Annotated in this window: 11 protein-coding genes and 2 rRNA genes; 2 read left to right on the plus strand and 11 right to left on the minus strand. The window is 68.4% G+C overall.

Annotated features, from left to right (window positions below; all coding sequences use genetic code 11):
* From E1283_RS15670 to thyX, 5 genes are all read right to left on the minus strand, one after another.
* Positions 1-1684: ribosomal RNA gene (locus E1283_RS15670) — 23S ribosomal RNA — on the minus strand; the annotation flags it as partial.
* 204 nt (positions 1685-1888) lie between these two features.
* A 16S ribosomal RNA gene (locus E1283_RS15675) occupies positions 1889-3416 on the minus strand.
* A gap of 246 nt (positions 3417-3662) precedes the next feature.
* Positions 3663-5348 carry a ribonuclease J gene (locus tag E1283_RS15680; protein ID WP_132818652.1) on the minus strand — a complete coding sequence of 562 codons (1686 nt, stop codon included), beginning with the start codon at positions 5346-5348 and terminating at the stop codon, positions 3663-3665.
* A 135-nt stretch (positions 5349-5483) separates the two neighbouring features.
* Positions 5484-6383 (minus strand): 4-hydroxy-tetrahydrodipicolinate synthase, encoded by a 900-nt coding sequence (gene dapA / locus E1283_RS15685; RefSeq protein ID WP_132818653.1) that lies wholly within the window; start codon positions 6381-6383, stop codon positions 5484-5486.
* A gap of 205 nt (positions 6384-6588) precedes the next feature.
* Positions 6589-7281, minus strand: coding sequence for an FAD-dependent thymidylate synthase (gene thyX / locus E1283_RS15690; RefSeq protein ID WP_243744865.1), 693 nt, complete (start codon positions 7279-7281; stop codon positions 6589-6591).
* A gap of 167 nt (positions 7282-7448) precedes the next feature.
* On the opposite strand from thyX, the gene E1283_RS15695 reads away from it, so the two are divergent.
* Together E1283_RS15695 and E1283_RS15700 are read left to right on the plus strand one after the other, a co-directional pair.
* Positions 7449-7649 carry a hypothetical protein gene (locus E1283_RS15695; protein WP_132818655.1) on the plus strand — a complete coding sequence of 67 codons (201 nt, stop codon included), beginning with the start codon at positions 7449-7451 and terminating at the stop codon, positions 7647-7649.
* A 70-nt stretch (positions 7650-7719) separates the two neighbouring features.
* Complete coding sequence (locus E1283_RS15700) at positions 7720-8265, plus strand: hypothetical protein (RefSeq protein ID WP_132818656.1); 546 nt, start codon at positions 7720-7722, stop codon at positions 8263-8265.
* A 25-nt stretch (positions 8266-8290) separates the two neighbouring features.
* On the opposite strand, the gene E1283_RS15705 is transcribed toward E1283_RS15700, so the two are convergent.
* From E1283_RS15705 to eccD, 6 genes are all read right to left on the minus strand, one after another.
* A complete protein-coding gene (locus E1283_RS15705) occupies positions 8291-8740 on the minus strand; it encodes a hypothetical protein (RefSeq protein WP_132818657.1) in 450 nt (149 codons plus the stop codon).
* A gap of 2 nt (positions 8741-8742) precedes the next feature.
* The gene (gene dapB, locus E1283_RS15710; RefSeq protein ID WP_132818658.1) at positions 8743-9513 is read right to left on the minus strand and encodes a 4-hydroxy-tetrahydrodipicolinate reductase; all 771 of its coding nucleotides are present in this window, start codon (positions 9511-9513) and stop codon (positions 8743-8745) included.
* 41 nt (positions 9514-9554) lie between these two features.
* Positions 9555-10919 carry a M16 family metallopeptidase gene (locus E1283_RS15715; protein WP_132818659.1) on the minus strand — a complete coding sequence of 455 codons (1365 nt, stop codon included), beginning with the start codon at positions 10917-10919 and terminating at the stop codon, positions 9555-9557.
* Positions 10916-13141 carry a polyribonucleotide nucleotidyltransferase gene (locus tag E1283_RS15720; protein WP_132818660.1) on the minus strand — a complete coding sequence of 742 codons (2226 nt, stop codon included), beginning with the start codon at positions 13139-13141 and terminating at the stop codon, positions 10916-10918. The genes E1283_RS15715 and E1283_RS15720 overlap by 4 nt, the downstream gene beginning before the upstream one ends.
* A gap of 412 nt (positions 13142-13553) precedes the next feature.
* Positions 13554-13844: a 30S ribosomal protein S15 gene (rpsO, locus tag E1283_RS15725; RefSeq protein ID WP_132818661.1), complete on the minus strand. Its 291-nt coding sequence runs from the start codon at positions 13842-13844 to the stop codon at positions 13554-13556.
* Positions 13845-14044: 200 nt separating this feature from the next.
* Positions 14045-15469, minus strand: coding sequence for a type VII secretion integral membrane protein EccD (gene eccD / locus E1283_RS15730; protein WP_132818662.1), 1425 nt, complete (start codon positions 15467-15469; stop codon positions 14045-14047).
* Positions 15470-15565 lie beyond the last annotated feature (96 nt).

Genomic DNA, 15565 nt, shown 5'->3' on the forward strand with positions numbered 1-15565 from the left:
GCCACACCCTTACCCCGGGATAACCACCACCCGGGCTGGACTACCTTCCTGCGTCACCCCATCACTCACCTACTACCCCCTCGGGTCACCGGCTCCACCACTCCCACCTCGTCCGAAGACTCAGCAGGCGGCTTCACGGGCTTAGCATCAGAAGATTCAGCGCTGGCGCTTCACGGCGGGTACCGGAATATCAACCGGTTGTCCATCGACTACGCCTGTCGGCCTCGCCTTAGGTCCCGACTTACCCTGGGCAGATCAGCTTGACCCAGGAACCCTTAGTCAATCGGCGCACACGTTTCCCACGTGTGTAACGCTACTCATGCCTGCATTCTCACTCGTGAACCGTCCACAACACGTTTACACGGCTGCTTCACCCAGCACACGACGCTCCCCTACCCACCAACCCTAAGGCTGGTGACACGACTTCGGCGGTGTACTTGAGCCCCGCTACATTATCGGCGCAGAATCACTCGACCAGTGAGCTATTACGCACTCTTTCAAGGGTGGCTGCTTCTAAGCCAACCTCCTGGCTGTCTCTGCGACTCCACATCCTTTCCCACTTAGCACACGCTTAGGGGCCTTAGTCGATGCTCTGGGCTGTTTCCCTCTCGACCATGGAGCTTATCCCCCACAGTCTCACTGCCGTTCTCTCACTTGCCGGCATTCGGAGTTTGGCTAAGGTCAGTAACCCGGTAAGGCCCATCACCTATCCAGTGCTCTACCTCCGACAAGAAACAAACGACGCTGCACCTAAATGCATTTCGGGGAGAACCAGCTATCACGGAGTTTGATTGGCCTTTCACCCCTAACCACAGGTCATCCCCCAGATTTTCAACTCTGGTGGGTTCGGGCCTCCACGCGGTCTTACCCACGCTTCACCCTGCCCATGGCTAGATCACTCCGTTTCGGGTCTAGGGCATGCTACTCAAACGCCCTCTTCGGACTCGCTTTCGCTACGGCTCCCCAACACAGGTTAACCTCGCAACACACCGCAAACTCGCAGGCTCATTCTTCAAAAGGCACGCAGTCACGACGTACCGAGCAAGCTCGATACGCGACGCTCCCACGGCTTGTAGGCACACGGTTTCAGGTACTCTTTCACTCCGCTCCCGCGGTACTTTTCACCATTCCCTCACGGTACTATCCACTATCGGTCACCAGGGAATATTTAGGCTTAACGGGTGGTCCCGCCAGATTCACACAAGGTTTCTCGGGCCCTATGCTACTTGGGTGGTCCTCAACGAGTCGCAGACATTTCAGCTACGGGGGTCTTACCCTCTACGCCGGGCCTTTCGCATGCCCTTCGCCTATACCTGCGATTTTTTACTCGACGACCGTTCGGCAGAACAATCACAAGAACTCCCACAACCCCGCCTGCGCAACCCCTGCCGGGTATCACACACAAACGGTTTAGCCTCTTCCGGTTTCGCTCGCCACTACTCCCGGAATCACTATTGTTTTCTCTTCCTGCGGGTACTGAGATGTTTCACTTCCCCGCGTTCCCTCCACACCGCCTATACATTCAGCGGCAGGTGACAGCCCATAACGACTGCCGGGTTTCCCCATTCGGAAACCCCCGGATCACAGCTAGGTTGACAACTCCCCGGGGACTATCGCGGCCTCCCACGTCCTTCATCGGTTCCTGGTACCAAGGCATCCACCGTGCGCCCTTAATAACTTGGCCACAGATGCTCGCGTCCACTGTGCAATTCTCAACCAACAAGAAGACAAACCCGCCTATCACAGCGGCCGTGCCCTCAGACACCCAACAGTGTGCCAAACAAAAACCGTCAATGTTCCACCCATGAGCAAACCACCGCAGAACACTCGCCTGCGAAATGGCCCTGAACCCTCACCCCCGAAGAGGCAAGAGCTAGATGCTCCTTAGAAAGGAGGTGATCCAGCCGCACCTTCCGGTACGGCTACCTTGTTACGACTTCGTCCCAATCGCCAGTCCCACCTTCGACAGCTCCCTCCCACAAGGGGTTAGGCCACCGGCTTCGGGTGTTACCGACTTTCGTGACGTGACGGGCGGTGTGTACAAGGCCCGGGAACGTATTCACCGCAGCAATGCTGATCTGCGATTACTAGCGACTCCGACTTCATGGGGTCGAGTTGCAGACCCCAATCCGAACTGAGACCGGCTTTTTGAGATTCGCTCCACCTCACGGTATCGCAGCTCATTGTACCGGCCATTGTAGCACGTGTGCAGCCCAAGACATAAGGGGCATGATGACTTGACGTCGTCCCCACCTTCCTCCGAGTTGACCCCGGCAGTCTCCCGTGAGTCCCCAACCTCCCGAAGGAGTTGCTGGCAACACAGGACAAGGGTTGCGCTCGTTGCGGGACTTAACCCAACATCTCACGACACGAGCTGACGACAGCCATGCACCACCTGTACACCGACTCAAAGAGCACACCCATCTCTGGATGCTTCCGATGCATGTCAAGCCTTGGTAAGGTTCTTCGCGTTGCGTCGAATTAAGCCACATGCTCCGCCGCTTGTGCGGGCCCCCGTCAATTCCTTTGAGTTTTAGCCTTGCGGCCGTACTCCCCAGGCGGGGAACTTAATGCGTTAGCTGCGGCACAGACAACGTGGAATGCTGCCCACACCTAGTTCCCACCGTTTACAGCGTGGACTACCAGGGTATCTAATCCTGTTCGCTCCCCACGCTTTCGCTCCTCAGCGTCAGTATCGGCCCAGAGACCCGCCTTCGCCACCGGTGTTCCTCCTGATATCTGCGCATTTCACCGCTACACCAGGAATTCCAGTCTCCCCTACCGAACTCTAGCCTGCCCGTATCGACTGCAGACCCAGGGTTAAGCCCCGGGCTTTCACAACCGACGCGACAAGCCGCCTACGAGCTCTTTACGCCCAATAATTCCGGACAACGCTTGCACCCTACGTATTACCGCGGCTGCTGGCACGTAGTTAGCCGGTGCTTCTTCTGCAGGTACCGTCACTTGCGCTTCTTCCCTGCTGAAAGAGGTTTACAACCCGAAGGCCGTCATCCCTCACGCGGCGTCGCTGCATCAGGCTTTCGCCCATTGTGCAATATTCCCCACTGCTGCCTCCCGTAGGAGTCTGGGCCGTGTCTCAGTCCCAGTGTGGCCGGTCACCCTCTCAGGCCGGCTACCCGTCGTCGCCTTGGTAGGCCACTACCCCACCAACAAGCTGATAGGCCGCGGGCCCATCCCACACCGCAAAAGCTTTCCACCAACGATCATGCGACCGAAGGTCATATCCGGTATTAGACCCAGTTTCCCGGGCTTATCCCAGAGTGCAGGGCAGATTACCCACGTGTTACTCACCCGTTCGCCACTAATCACCGGCCGAAACCGGATCATCGTTCGACTTGCATGTGTTAAGCACGCCGCCAGCGTTCGTCCTGAGCCAGGATCAAACTCTCCGTGAATGCTTCACTGAAAGCTTGGATCTTGGATCCAACTTCAAAAAATCTGGCATTGACTATTTGGCACACTGTTGAGTTCTCAAGGAACGGACGCTTCCTTCGGCTCCCTCTCGGGTTCCTCCGGGCTTCCCTTCGGTCCTGCACCGCCTCAGCCGGGGCCCTCCGGGCTTCCCGTTGCGGCGGTGACGTAAACGTACTTGAGCGGAGCGCCCGGATGCAAATCCGGGCGCTCCACCGGCCGACGAACCGTCAGACGTCCATCACGACGGGCATGATCATCGGGCGCCTGCGGTAGGTGTCCGAGACCCACTTGCCGACCGTTCGCCGCACCAGCTGCTGGAGTTGGTGCGGGTCGACGACGCCGTCCTGGGCCGAGCGGGACAGGACCTCGTCGAGCTTCGGGATGACCGCGGCGAAGTCCGAGTCCTCGATGCCGGAGCCGCGCGAGTGGATGCTCGGGCCGCTGACGATCTTTCCGGTGCTGCTGTCCACCACGACGAAGACCGAGATGAAGCCCTCGTCGCCCAGGATCCGGCGGTCCTTGAGGCTGGCCTCGTCGACGTCGCCGACCGAGAGGCCGTCCACGTAGACGTAGCCGGCCTGGACCTTGCCCACGATCTTCGCCTTGCCCTTGACGAGGTCGACCGCGATGCCGTCCTCGGCGATGACGATGCGCCCCGGGGGCACGCCGGTCATCGCGCCCAACTCGGCGTTGGCCCGCAGATGGCGCCACTCGCCGTGAACGGGCATCAGGTTCCTGGGCTGGCAGATGTTGTAGAAGTACAACAGCTCGCCCGCCGAGGCGTGGCCCGAGACGTGGACCTTGGCGTTGCCCTTGTGGACGACGTTGGCGCCCCAGCGGGTCAGCCCGTTGATCACGCGGTAGACCGCGTTCTCGTTGCCGGGGATCAGCGAGGACGCCAGGATGACCGTGTCGCCCTCCACGATCCTGATCTGGTGGTCGCGGTTGGCCATCCGGGAGAGCGCCGCCATCGGCTCGCCCTGCGAGCCCGTGCAGACCAGGACCACCTCGTGGTCCGCCAGGTCGTCCAGCGTCTTCACGTCGACCACCAGGCCGGCCGGCACCCGGAGGTAGCCGAGGTCCCTGGCGATGCCCATGTTGCGCACCATCGACCGGCCGACGAAGGCGATCCGGCGGCCGTGCTCGTGGGCGGCGTCGACGATCTGCTGGATGCGGTGCACGTGGCTGGCGAAGCTGGCCACGATGATGCGCTTCTCGGCCCGGGTGAACACCTGGCGCAGCACGGCCGAGATGTCGCGCTCCGGCGGGACGAAGCCGGGCACCTCGGCGTTGGTCGAGTCGGACAACAGCAGGTCGATGCCCTCCTCGCCGAGCCGGGCGAAGGCCCGCAGGTCGGTGAGGCGGCCGTCGAGCGGCAGTTGGTCCATCTTGAAGTCGCCGGTGTGCACGACCATGCCGGCCGGCGTGCGGATGGCCACGGCCAACGCGTCGGGGATGGAGTGGTTGACGGCGACGAACTCGCAGTCGAACGGCCCGATCCGCTCCCGGTGCCCCTCGCTCACCTCGAGCGTGTAGGGGCGGATGCGGTGCTCCTGGAGCTTCGCCTCCAACAGGGCCAGCGTCAGCTTGGAGCCGATGAGCGGGATGTCGGACTTCTCGCGGAGCAGATAGGGCACGCCGCCGATGTGGTCCTCGTGCCCGTGGGTGAGGACGATGCCGTCGATGTCGTCGAGGCGGTCTCTGATCGAGCTGAAGTCGGGCAGGATCAGGTCGACGCCGGGCTGTTCCTGTTCGGGGAACAGCACGCCGCAGTCGACGATGAGCAGCCGTCCCCCGTACTCGAAGACGGTCATGTTGCGGCCGATCTCGCCGAGGCCGCCGAGCGGGGTAACACGTAGGCCACCCTCAGGAAGCCTCGGCGGTCGGCCGAGTTCTGGATGCGGATGACTCAATGGACTCTCCTGACCACGCGCGTCACCGCCCCCGGATGAGAGCCTGTGGCGCGCGTGACTCTGTGCAATGGTCGGTATTCAGTTATCACCTTCGCGGTGACGTTCATGTCTCCGGAGACGCGCTCCGGGCCGTTCTCAGATCTGTACCCCGCCGGCCGCCAGATCGCGCCGGAGCTGCTCCGTCTCGGGCTCCGTGAGGCCGACGAGCGGGAGCCGGAGCGGGCCGCCCGGCAGGCCGCGCAGCGCGAGGGCCGCCTTGGAGGTAATGACCCCCTGGGTGCGGAACATCCCCGTGAAAACGGGGAGCAGCCGCTGGTGGATCTCGGTGGCCTTGGCGACGTCGCCGCCGGAGTAGGCGTCGACCAGGGCGCGCAGCTCGGGCGTGACCACGTGGCCGACGACGGAGACGAAGCCGATGGCGCCGACGGAGAGCAGCGGCAGGTTGAGCATGTCGTCGCCGGAGTACCAGGCGAGGCCGGTGGTGGCGATGGCCCAGCTGGCCCGGCCGAGGTCGCCCTTGGCGTCCTTGTTGGCGACGATCCGCGGGTGCTCGCCGAGCCTGACCATCGTCTCGGTGTTGATGGGGACGCCGCTGCGGCCCGGGATGTCGTAGAGCATCACCGGGAGCTCGGTGGCGTCGGCCACGGCCGTGAAGTGCTGGTAGAGCCCTTCCTGCGGCGGCTTGTTGTAGTACGGGGTGACGGTGAGCAGGCCGTGGGCGCCGGCCGCCTGGGCGGCGCGGGCCAGCTCGATGCTGTGTCGCGTGTCGTTGGTGCCGACTCCGGCCACCACGTGGGCCCGGTCGCCGACGGCCTCGACCACGGCGCGGACCAGCTCGGTTTTCTCCGCATCGCTGGTGGTCGGGGATTCGCCGGTGGTGCCGTTGACGATCAGGCCGTCGTTGCCGGCGTCCACCAGATGGGCAGCGAGCCGCTGCGCGCCTTCGAGGTCGAGAGAGCCGGCCGCCGAGAATGGCGTGACCATGGCGGTCAGGACCCGCCCGAAGGGGGTTTGCGGTGTGGAGGTCGGAGCCATGGGTTCCACGCTACTCGCAGCTCAGCACTGAGGGGCCAAGCGGGGCGGACAACCTGTGGATCCCGGCACTGCCTGCTCGGGGGTTCAGACAGCGCCGGGTCCGTTCGTTCACCCTAGATGAACTTCGTGAAATGTCGCAATACGTGACACTTCAATCGGGTTTTCCGAGGTACACACCAATGGTGCAGAATGCGGCCCGGCAGCCTCAGGGGGCGACTCGGCCGTTCGCGTTGAACGCCGCGTGGGTGAGGGGCATGAGCTCGGCCCAGGCCCGCTCCATCAGCTCGGCGACCATCTCGATCTCCCGCTGTGGGAAGGACGGCACCTGGGACCGCTCGTCCTTGGTGCGCAGGCCGAGGAAGTGCATCAGCGAGCGGGCGTTGCAGGTGGCGTACATCGAGGAGTAGAGGCCGACGGGCAGGGCGGCCCTGGCCACCTCCCGGGCCACGCCGGCGGCCAGCATCTCCTGGTAGGCCGCGTACGACTGCCGGTAGCTCTCCTCCATGGTCTTGGCGACCAGGGCGTGCTGCTCGGGGGTGCCGGGCACGAACTCGTACTTCCCCGGGCGGCCCTGCTGGACCAGCTTGCGGTCCTCGCCCGGCAGGTAGAAGACGGGCTCGAGCTGGCGGTAGCGGCCGCTCTCCTCGTTGTACGACCAGCCGACGCGGTGCCGGTGGAACTCCCGGAAGACGAAGATCGGCGCGCTGATGAAGAACGTCATCGAGTTGTGCTCGAAGGGGCTGCCGTGCCGGTCGCGCATGAGGAAGTTGAGCAGGCCCCTGGAGCGCTCCGGGTCCTTGCTGAGCTCGTCCAGCGACTGCTCGCCCGCCGTCGAGACACGGGCGGCCCAGAGCACGTCCGTGTCGGAGGCGCTGTGTTTGATCAACTCGACCGTCATGTCGCTGCGAAAGCTGGGGGTATCCGTCACGGCCCCCACCCTAGACGCCGGCACCGACAGCGCCGCGGCCTCCCGGCGAATCGGACGCCGCACCCCGAGTCCGACTCTTCACCTGATAACTTTGTATTAACCCACTCGGGTGAGGCCAATCGGGGAAGGGGCGCCAGATGACCGGACAGGACGACTTCCTGAGCGACGTCACGCGGCCCCGGCGGCCCCGCCCCGGCGTCGGGCAGCTGCTCGGGCACGCGCTGCTCGGCCTGATCGTGGTGTCCGGCCTGGTGGGCGCCCTGCTGCTGGCCCGCCCCGCCCTCGACGTCGAACACCAGAGCCCTCCCGAGGCACCGGCGGCGGCCACCAATCCCTGAGCGCGATAGCCTCACCGTTCACAGCACCGTCCCCTGTGTGATCCGACTGTGATACGAACGAGGACCCGTCGTGCCCCTTGCCTTCCTCTCGGCCGACCGTGACACCGCTGCCCCCGGGCAGGACGTGGCGCCGCCCCCCGACCCGAACCAGTGGCGCCGCCCCTACCGGCTCGGCCCGTGGCGGGTCGGCATCGCCGCCTTCACCCTGCTGATAGCGGCCTACATGCTGATATCCGCGCTGATCATCGCCCTGGCCGGCACGCCGGCCGGCGCCAGCGTCACGGTGCTGGTCGCCGTCCTCACCATCGCGTTCGCGCTGCGGCTGCTCCGGATGGGCGTCTGGGTCAGCACCCGTGGACTGCGCCGGGTCGGCCTGTTCACCACCAGGACCCTGCGCTGGCGCGAGATCGCCAGGATCAGCACCGTGCAGCAGCCGGTGCGCTGGCTCGGGCTGCCGCGCAGCGTCCAGGGGCAGGCGGTGCAGATCGACCGCCAGCGGGGCGAGCCGCTCTCCACCCTGCTCACCGACCACAGCGTCGACTTCCTCGGCCGCCGTGACCTCTTCGAGCGCGCCGCCGACGTGCTGGAGGCGTGGGCCGCCGAGAACCACCACTGAGAAGCCCCGGGCCCCGACGGCCCCGCTACCGCCGCGCCCGCCCGGCGTGCAGCACGATCGCGTGCTGCATGGCCTTGCGGGCGCGCGGCGTGTCCCGGGCGTCGTGATAGGCCACCGCGAGCCGGAACCAGCAGCGCCAGTCGCCCGGACTCGCCTCGGCCTCGGCCCGCCGCGCGGCGAACGCGGCGTCGGCCGCGGCCGGATCGATCCGGCCGCTCGGCGTCCTGGCCAGGTCGTCCACCGGCAGCCCGCCCTCGGCCTCCAGCTCACGCGCCAGCCGGTTGGCGCGCAGCACGAAGCTGGTGCTGCGCCACAGGAACCAGGCGCCGAGCAGCGGCAGCACCAGCACGGCCGCGCCGAACGGCACGGTGACCCAGGTGCCTTCGCCGATAAGCACCACCCCGCGGTGCCCGACCAGCCCGAAGTAGACCGCGAGCACCGCGCAGAGCAACAGGAAGACGAGCCTGTCCCGCACGGCTAGCCGTCCAGATCCTGGCTGTGCAGGTCAAGGAAGTGCTCGAGCCCCAGGGTGAGCCCCGGGGCGCCCCCGATCCGCCGGATGCCGAGCAGCACACCGGGCATGAACGAACCACGGGTCATCGAGTCGTGGCGGATGGTCAGGATCTCGCCGTCCCCGCCGAACAGCACCTCCTGGTGGGCGACCAGACCGCTCAGCCGCACGGAGTGCACCGGCACGCCGTCGACGCTGGCGCCACGGGCGCCGGGGAGGCCGCCGCTGGTCGCGTCCGGCTGGGGGCCGAGGCCGGCGGCGGCACGCGCCTCGGCGACGAGCTCGGCGGTGCGCGCCGCGGTGCCGCTGGGGGCGTCCGCCTTGCGCGGGTGGTGCAGCTCGACGATCTCGGCGGACTCGAAGAAGCGGGCGGCCTGCCGGGCGAACCGCATGGTGAGCACCGCGCCGATGCTGAAGTTGGGCGCGATCAGCACCCCGGTGCCCGGCGCCTCGGCCAGCCGGCCGCGCAGCGTGGCGAGCCGTTCGGCGGTGAACCCGGTGGTGCCCACGACGCCGTGGACGCCGTGCCGGACGCAGAACTCCAGGTTGTCCATCACCGCGTCGGGATGGGTGAGTTCGACGGCCACCTCGGCGCCCGCCTCGGTGAGGGTCTCCAGCTTGTCCCCCCGGCCGAGCGCGGCGACCAGCTCCATGTCGTCCGCGGCCTCCACGGCGCGGACGGCCTCGGACCCCATCCGCCCGCCGGCGCCGATGACGGCCACCCGCAGCTTGCTCATCGCTTCTCCGTTCCTTCCTGACGTCCCGCGGGCCGGCGCCCTCAGGACATGACCTCGGTCAGCCGGGCGGCGCGCCGGTCCGTCACCGGGCCGATGACGGCCAACGACGGCCGCTGGCCGAGCACCTCGCGGGCGACCCGCCGCACGTCGTCGGGGGTGACCGCGGCGATGCGGTCGAGCAGTTCGTCGACCGACAGCTGCTGCCCCCAGCACACCTCGCTCTTGCCGAGCCGGTGCATCAGGGAGCCGGTGTCCTCCAGGCCGAGGACCGTGGATCCGGACAGCTGGCCGACGGCCCGCCGGACCTCGTCGTCGCCCAGCCCCTTCTCGGCGACCTCGGTGAGCTGCTCGCGGCAGATCGCCAGCACCTGGTCGACGCGGTCGGGACGGCAGCCGGCGTAGACGCCGAACAGGCCGCAGTCCGCGTAGCCGGAGGTGTGGGCGTAGACGTTGTACGCGAGGCCGCGCTTCTCGCGAATCTCCTGGAAGAGCCGCGAGCTCATGCCGCCGCCCAGCGCGGTGGACAGCACGCTCAGCGCCCAGCGGCGCTCGTCGTGCCGGGAGACGCCCGGCATGCCCAGCACGAGGTGGGCCTGCTCGGTGCGGCGTTCCACGATGTCCACCCGGCCGTTGGCCCGCACCTCGCGGTGGCCGCCCCGTGGTTCCGCGGGCTCGGCGCCGACGCCGGCCGCGCCGGCCCGCTCGAAGGCCGCCGCCACCTGCTCGACGACGGCGGCGTGCTCGGCGTTGCCGGCCGCGGTGACCACCAGCCGGGTCGGGTCGTAGTGCTTCCGGTAGAACCTGGCGATCCGGTCCCTGGTCAGCCCGTTGACCGTGTCCACGGTGCCGAGCACGGGCCGGCCGAGGGGGCTGTCACCGAAGAGGGTGTGCGCGAAGAGGTCGTGGACGCCGTCGCTCGGGTCGTCCTCGGTCATCGCGATCTCCTCGAGGATGACGTCCCGCTCCGAGTCCACCTCCCCGGCGGGGATCAGCGAGCCGGTGAGCATGTCGCAGACCACGTCGACGGCCAGCGGCAGGTCGTTGTCCAGGACGCGCGCGTAGTAGCAGGTGAACTCCTTGGTGGTGAAGGCGTTCATCTCGCCGCCCACCGCGTCGATCACGGAGGAGATCTCCAGGGCCGTCCGCCGGCCGGTGCCCTTGAAGAGGAGGTGTTCCAGATAGTGGGTGGCGCCGCCCTGCGCCGGCGTCTCGTCGCGGGAGCCGACCCGGGCCCAGATCCCGAAGGAGACGGACCTGACCCCCGGCACCGTCTCGGTGAGGATCCGCAGCCCCGAGGGCAGCACGGTCCGCTGGACGGTGGTGCCGCCGCTGTGACGTGGACGGGGCACGGCCCGCCCCACCTGGTCGGTGGGGCGGGCCGTCCTGATGCCGTGCGACTCGCTCACTGCTCGGCGGCGTCCTTCTCGGCGGCCTCGTCGGCCCCCTCCTCCTCGTCGAGGACGGGAATGAGGGACAGCTTGCCGCGCTGGTCGATCTCGGCGATCTCGACCTGGACCTTCTGGCCCACGCCGAGCACGTCGTCCACGTTCTCCACGCGCTTGCCACCGGCCAGCTTGCGGATCTGCGAGATGTGCAGCAGACCGTCCTTGCCGGGCAGCAGCGAGACGAAGGCGCCGAAGGTGGTGGTCTTCACGACCGTGCCCAGGTAGCGCTCGCCGACCTCGGGCATCGTCGGGTTGGCGATGCCGTTGATCGTGGTGCGGGCGGCCTCGGCGGACGGACCGTCGGCGGCGCCGATGTAGATGGTGCCGTCGTCCTCGATCGTGATGTCGGCGCCGGTGTCCTCCTGGATCTGGTTGATCATCTTGCCCTTGGGGCCGATGACCTCGCCGATCTTGTCGACCGGGATCTTGACCGTGATGATCCGCGGCGCGTTGGGGGACATCTCGTCCGGGACGTCGATGGCCTCGCTCATCACGTCCAGGATGTGCAGCCGCGCGTCGCGGGCCTGCTTGAGGGCGGCGGCGAGCACGGAGGCCGGGATGCCGTCCAGCTTGGTGTCCAGCTGGAGGGCGGTCACGAACTGCCGGGTGCCGGCGACCTTGAAGTCCATGTCGCCGTACGCGTCCTCGGCACCGAGGATGTCGGTGAGCGTGACGTAGTGGGTCTCGCCCTCGACCTCCTGGGAGATCAGGCCCATCGCGATGCCGGCCACCGACGCCTTCAGCGGGACGCCCGCGTTCAGCAGCGACATGGTGGAGGCGCAGACCGAGCCCATCGAGGTGGAGCCGTTGGAGCCCAGCGCCTCGGAGACCTGGCGGATCGCGTAGGGGAACTCCTCGCGGCTCGGCAGCACCGGGACCAGCGCCCGCTCGGCCAGCGCGCCGTGGCCGATCTCGCGGCGCTTCGGGGAGCCGACGCGGCCGGTCTCGCCGGTGGAGTAGGGCGGGAAGTTGTAGTTGTGCATGTACCGCTTGCGGGTCACCGGGGAGAGGGTGTCCAGCTGCTGCTCCATGCGGAGCATGTTCAGCGTGGTGACGCCCAGGATCTGGGTCTCGCCGCGCTCGAACAGCGCCGAGCCGTGCACCCGCGGGATCGCCTCGACCTCGGCGGCCAGGGTGCGGATGTCGGTGACGCCGCGGCCGTCGATGCGGACCTTGTCGCGGATGACGCGCTCGCGCACCAGCTGCTTGGTGAGGGAGCGGTAGGCGCCGGAGATCTCCTTCTCGCGGCCCTCGAACTGCGGCAGCAGCTTGTCGGCGGCGACGGTCTTGATCCGGTCGAGTTCGGCCTCGCGCTCCTGCTTGCCGGCGATGGTCAGCGCCTGGGCCAGCTCGTCGCGGACGGCGGCGCTCAGCGCCTCCAGCACGTCGTCCTGGTAGTCCAGGAAGATCGGGAACTCGCCGGTGGGCTTGGCGGCCTTGGCGGCCAGGTCGGACTGGGCCCGGCACAGCGCCTTGATGAAGGGCTTGGCGGCCTCGAGGCCGGCCGCGACGACCTCCTCGGTGGGGGCGGTGGCACCGCCCCTGACCAGCTCGATGGTCTTGTCGGTGGCCTCGGCCTCGACCATCATGATGGCGACGTCACCGTCGGCCAGGACCCGGCCGGCCACCACCATGTCGAAGACGGCGTCCTCGAGCTCGGTGTGGGTGGGGAAGGCCACCCACTGGCCGCGGATCAGCGCGACCCGGGTGCCGCCGATCGGGCCCGAGAAGGGCAGCCCGGCCAGCTGGGTGGAGCAGGACGCGGCGTTGATCGCGACCACGTCGTAGAGGTGGTCCGGGTTGAGCGCCATGATCGTCTCGACGATCTGGATCTCGTTGCGCAGGCCCTTGCGGAAGGAGGGGCGCAGCGGCCGGTCGATGAGCCGGCAGGTGAGGATCGCGTCCTCGGAGGGACGGCCCTCGCGCCGGAAGAAGGAGCCGGGGATCTTGCCGGCCGCGTACATCCGCTCTTCCACGTCGACGGTGAGCGGGAAGAAGTCGAGCTGGTCCTTGGGGTGCTTCGAGGCCGTGGTCGCCGAGAGGACCATGGTGTCGTCGTCCAGGTAGGCGACGGCGGAACCGGCGGCCTGCCTGGCGAGGCGGCCGGTCTCGAAGCGGATGGTGCGGGTGCCGAAGGGGCCGTTGTCGATGACGGCCTCGGCGTAGTGGGTCTCGTTCTCCACCTGTGATTGTCTCCTCTGCTCGCCCCCGCCGGCGGCGGAGGCGTTGGCGGTGGAGCACCCCCGTTCGGGCCGGCCATCGATCGAAGCTCCCGGGGCGACGCCCGGGGGCCACTACCGAGGACCGGCGACGGTTCGGAAGGCGCTCCGCCTCGTCCGTGTCTCTGTGCTGCTGTCTTCGTGTGTGGTCGAGTCCTCGTGAGGCGCTTCGCCACACGGGACCAGCCTACAAAGGCATCCGGTTCCCGGCTCGGTTTCCGCCTCCGTGAGGGCGACGGCCCTGGGTGCCTCGCGATGCGAGGCCGGGGGCCGTCCGCCGGGGGGACGTCGGTCGGAGGGCGGTCACCGCCCCGGAATCACCGGATACGGCGAAGGAGCGGCCGCCGCGTGCGATGGCCGCTCCCTCGTGGGCGTCTTATCGGGCACCCGCCGCGCCGCGGCGGATGCCGAGGCGCTCGACCAGGGCCCGGAAGCGCTGGATGTCCTTGCGCGCCAGGTACTGGAGCAGGCGCCGGCGCTGACCCACCAGGAGCAGGAGGCCCCGGCGGGAGTGGTGGTCGTGCTTGTGGGTCTTCAGGTGCTCGGTGAGGTCCGAGATGCGGCGGGAAAGCAGCGCCACCTGGACCTCGGGGGAGCCGGTGTCGCCTTCCTTGGTGGCGAACTCGGTGATGATCTGCTGCTTGGTGGCGGCGTCGAGTGACGACACACGTACTCCTTGGCTGGGGTGTGATTGCCGCCGAGTGCCCCTGGTCTGAACCGCAGGGGAGCTTCCGGAACTCGGGAGGCGGGGTCCGCTGAGCGCTTCCTCCGGAAGACTCCGGGGGCGCGTACGCAAACGGCCAGTGAGCACGGTACAACAGATTCGCTCCCCGAGCACATCGGGCCGGTGGCGCGGGCTGCCGCCGGTCAGTCGCTGGTCAGGCCGCGGGCCCTGGCGTAGACGTCGAGGACGGCCAGGCAGAGCGGGATGAGGGAGAGCAGCACGGCGCCCTCGGTGAGGTCGAGCGCCCGGCCCCAGAGCGGTGTGAGCCCGGCGCGCGGCACGATCAGCGCGACGGCGGCGAGCAGCCCGACGCCGGCGGTGAGGGCGGCGGTCAGCCAGAGGACCCGCAGGTCACCGGCGCCCTCCGCGTCCAGCGCGAAGCCGGCGACCAACAGCCCGAGGGAGCCGAGGCCGGCGACCAGCAGCACCGTCACCTGGACGGCGTAGCGGAAGAGGCGGGCGCGGGTGAGCAGGGCGATGCCGGCGGCCAGCGCGAGGAGCTGTCCCCAGCCGTCCGCGGAGAAGCCGAGGACGCCGGCGGCCACGGTGGCGACCGTGGCGCAGCCGCCGGTGAGGCCGAGCAGGATCTGGTGGCCGCGGCGGGCCTGGGCGGCGATGCGCTCCACGTCGACGGCGCCCGGCTGGGCCGGCTCCTGGCCGTGGTCCTCGTAGCCGGGGCGCGGCGCGACGTACCCGATGGGGAGCCGGACGAGGCCGGCGGAGAGCGCCGGCAGGAAGGCGAGCGCGCCGAGGGCGAAGGGGACGCAGAGCGCGGCGGCCGCGGTGGGGGTGGCCTCGGTGAGGATGGCGCCGAAGGTGGCGACGGCGCCGAACGCGGCCGCGCAGGCGGCGGCCGCGAACCAGCCGGCGGCCGCGGGCACGGTGGCGACCAGCGCCGCCGCGACCACCAGGACGGCGAGGCAGCCGAGGAGGAGTTCGAGGCGGCCGACGCCGTGCCCCTGGTCGAGCGGCAGCGCCCCGGTACCCGCGACGAGGGCGTGCGGCAGGGCGGCGAGGCCGGCGGTCAGGGCGGCGGACCGGTCGTCGTAGACCCGGGCCCGGACGGCGGCGAAGCCGGCGAGGAGCACGGTGAGGATCCCGGCCAGGACGGCGGGCAGGCCGTGCGTCTCGTGCCGGACGGGGTCGGCGTACCAGAGCACCAGGGCGGTGAGCGCGGCGAGCGCCCCGGCGGCGGTGAGCCCGGCGGTGCGCAACAGCCGCTCGTTCCACAGCCGTCGGTCGTGCGTGACGGCCTCGGCGATGGCGTCGGTGACGTCGTCGTGGACGGGCGGCGGCAGCGAGTCGGCGAAGGGACGGAGGGTCAGGACGTCGCCGTCCAGGACGCGTTGGGCTCCGAGGGTGCGGGCGCCGTCAAGTACGGTGCCGTCGCGGCGGACCAGGTGGTAGCCGACGGGGGCGCCGGGATCGGGGGTCTGGCCGGTGAGGCGCAGGATCTCGGGATAGAGGTCGGCCAGCGGGATGTCCTCGGGCAGCGCCATGTCGGTGCGGCTGTCCGGCGCGGCGACGGTGACCCGGCAGAACCCGGTGACGGCGGTCGTCGTGCTCACGGTACGTATCCCCCTCGTGCCAGGCCCACGGACTGCGGCCGCCAACCCTATCGGCTGGGTCGGGGGGCGGCGGTCGGATGGTGGGAGGTTGAGCGG

It is taken from the genome of Streptomyces hainanensis, from assembly GCF_004348415.1.
Taxonomy (GTDB): Bacteria; Actinomycetota; Actinomycetes; order Streptomycetales; family Streptomycetaceae; genus Streptomyces; species Streptomyces hainanensis.

What these genes read in the sequence shown, in the direction of transcription:
- thyX (WP_243744865.1), bottom strand. Translation starts at nt 7,281, where the DNA reads ATGACGGTCGAGTTGATCAAACACAGCGCCTCCGACACGGACGTGCTC.
- E1283_RS15695 (WP_132818655.1), top strand. Translation starts at nt 7,449, where the DNA reads ATGACCGGACAGGACGACTTCCTGAGCGACGTCACGCGGCCCCGGCGG.
- dapB (WP_132818658.1), bottom strand. Translation starts at nt 9,513, where the DNA reads ATGAGCAAGCTGCGGGTGGCCGTCATCGGCGCCGGCGGGCGGATGGGG.
- dapA (WP_132818653.1), bottom strand. Translation starts at nt 6,383, where the DNA reads ATGGCTCCGACCTCCACACCGCAAACCCCCTTCGGGCGGGTCCTGACC.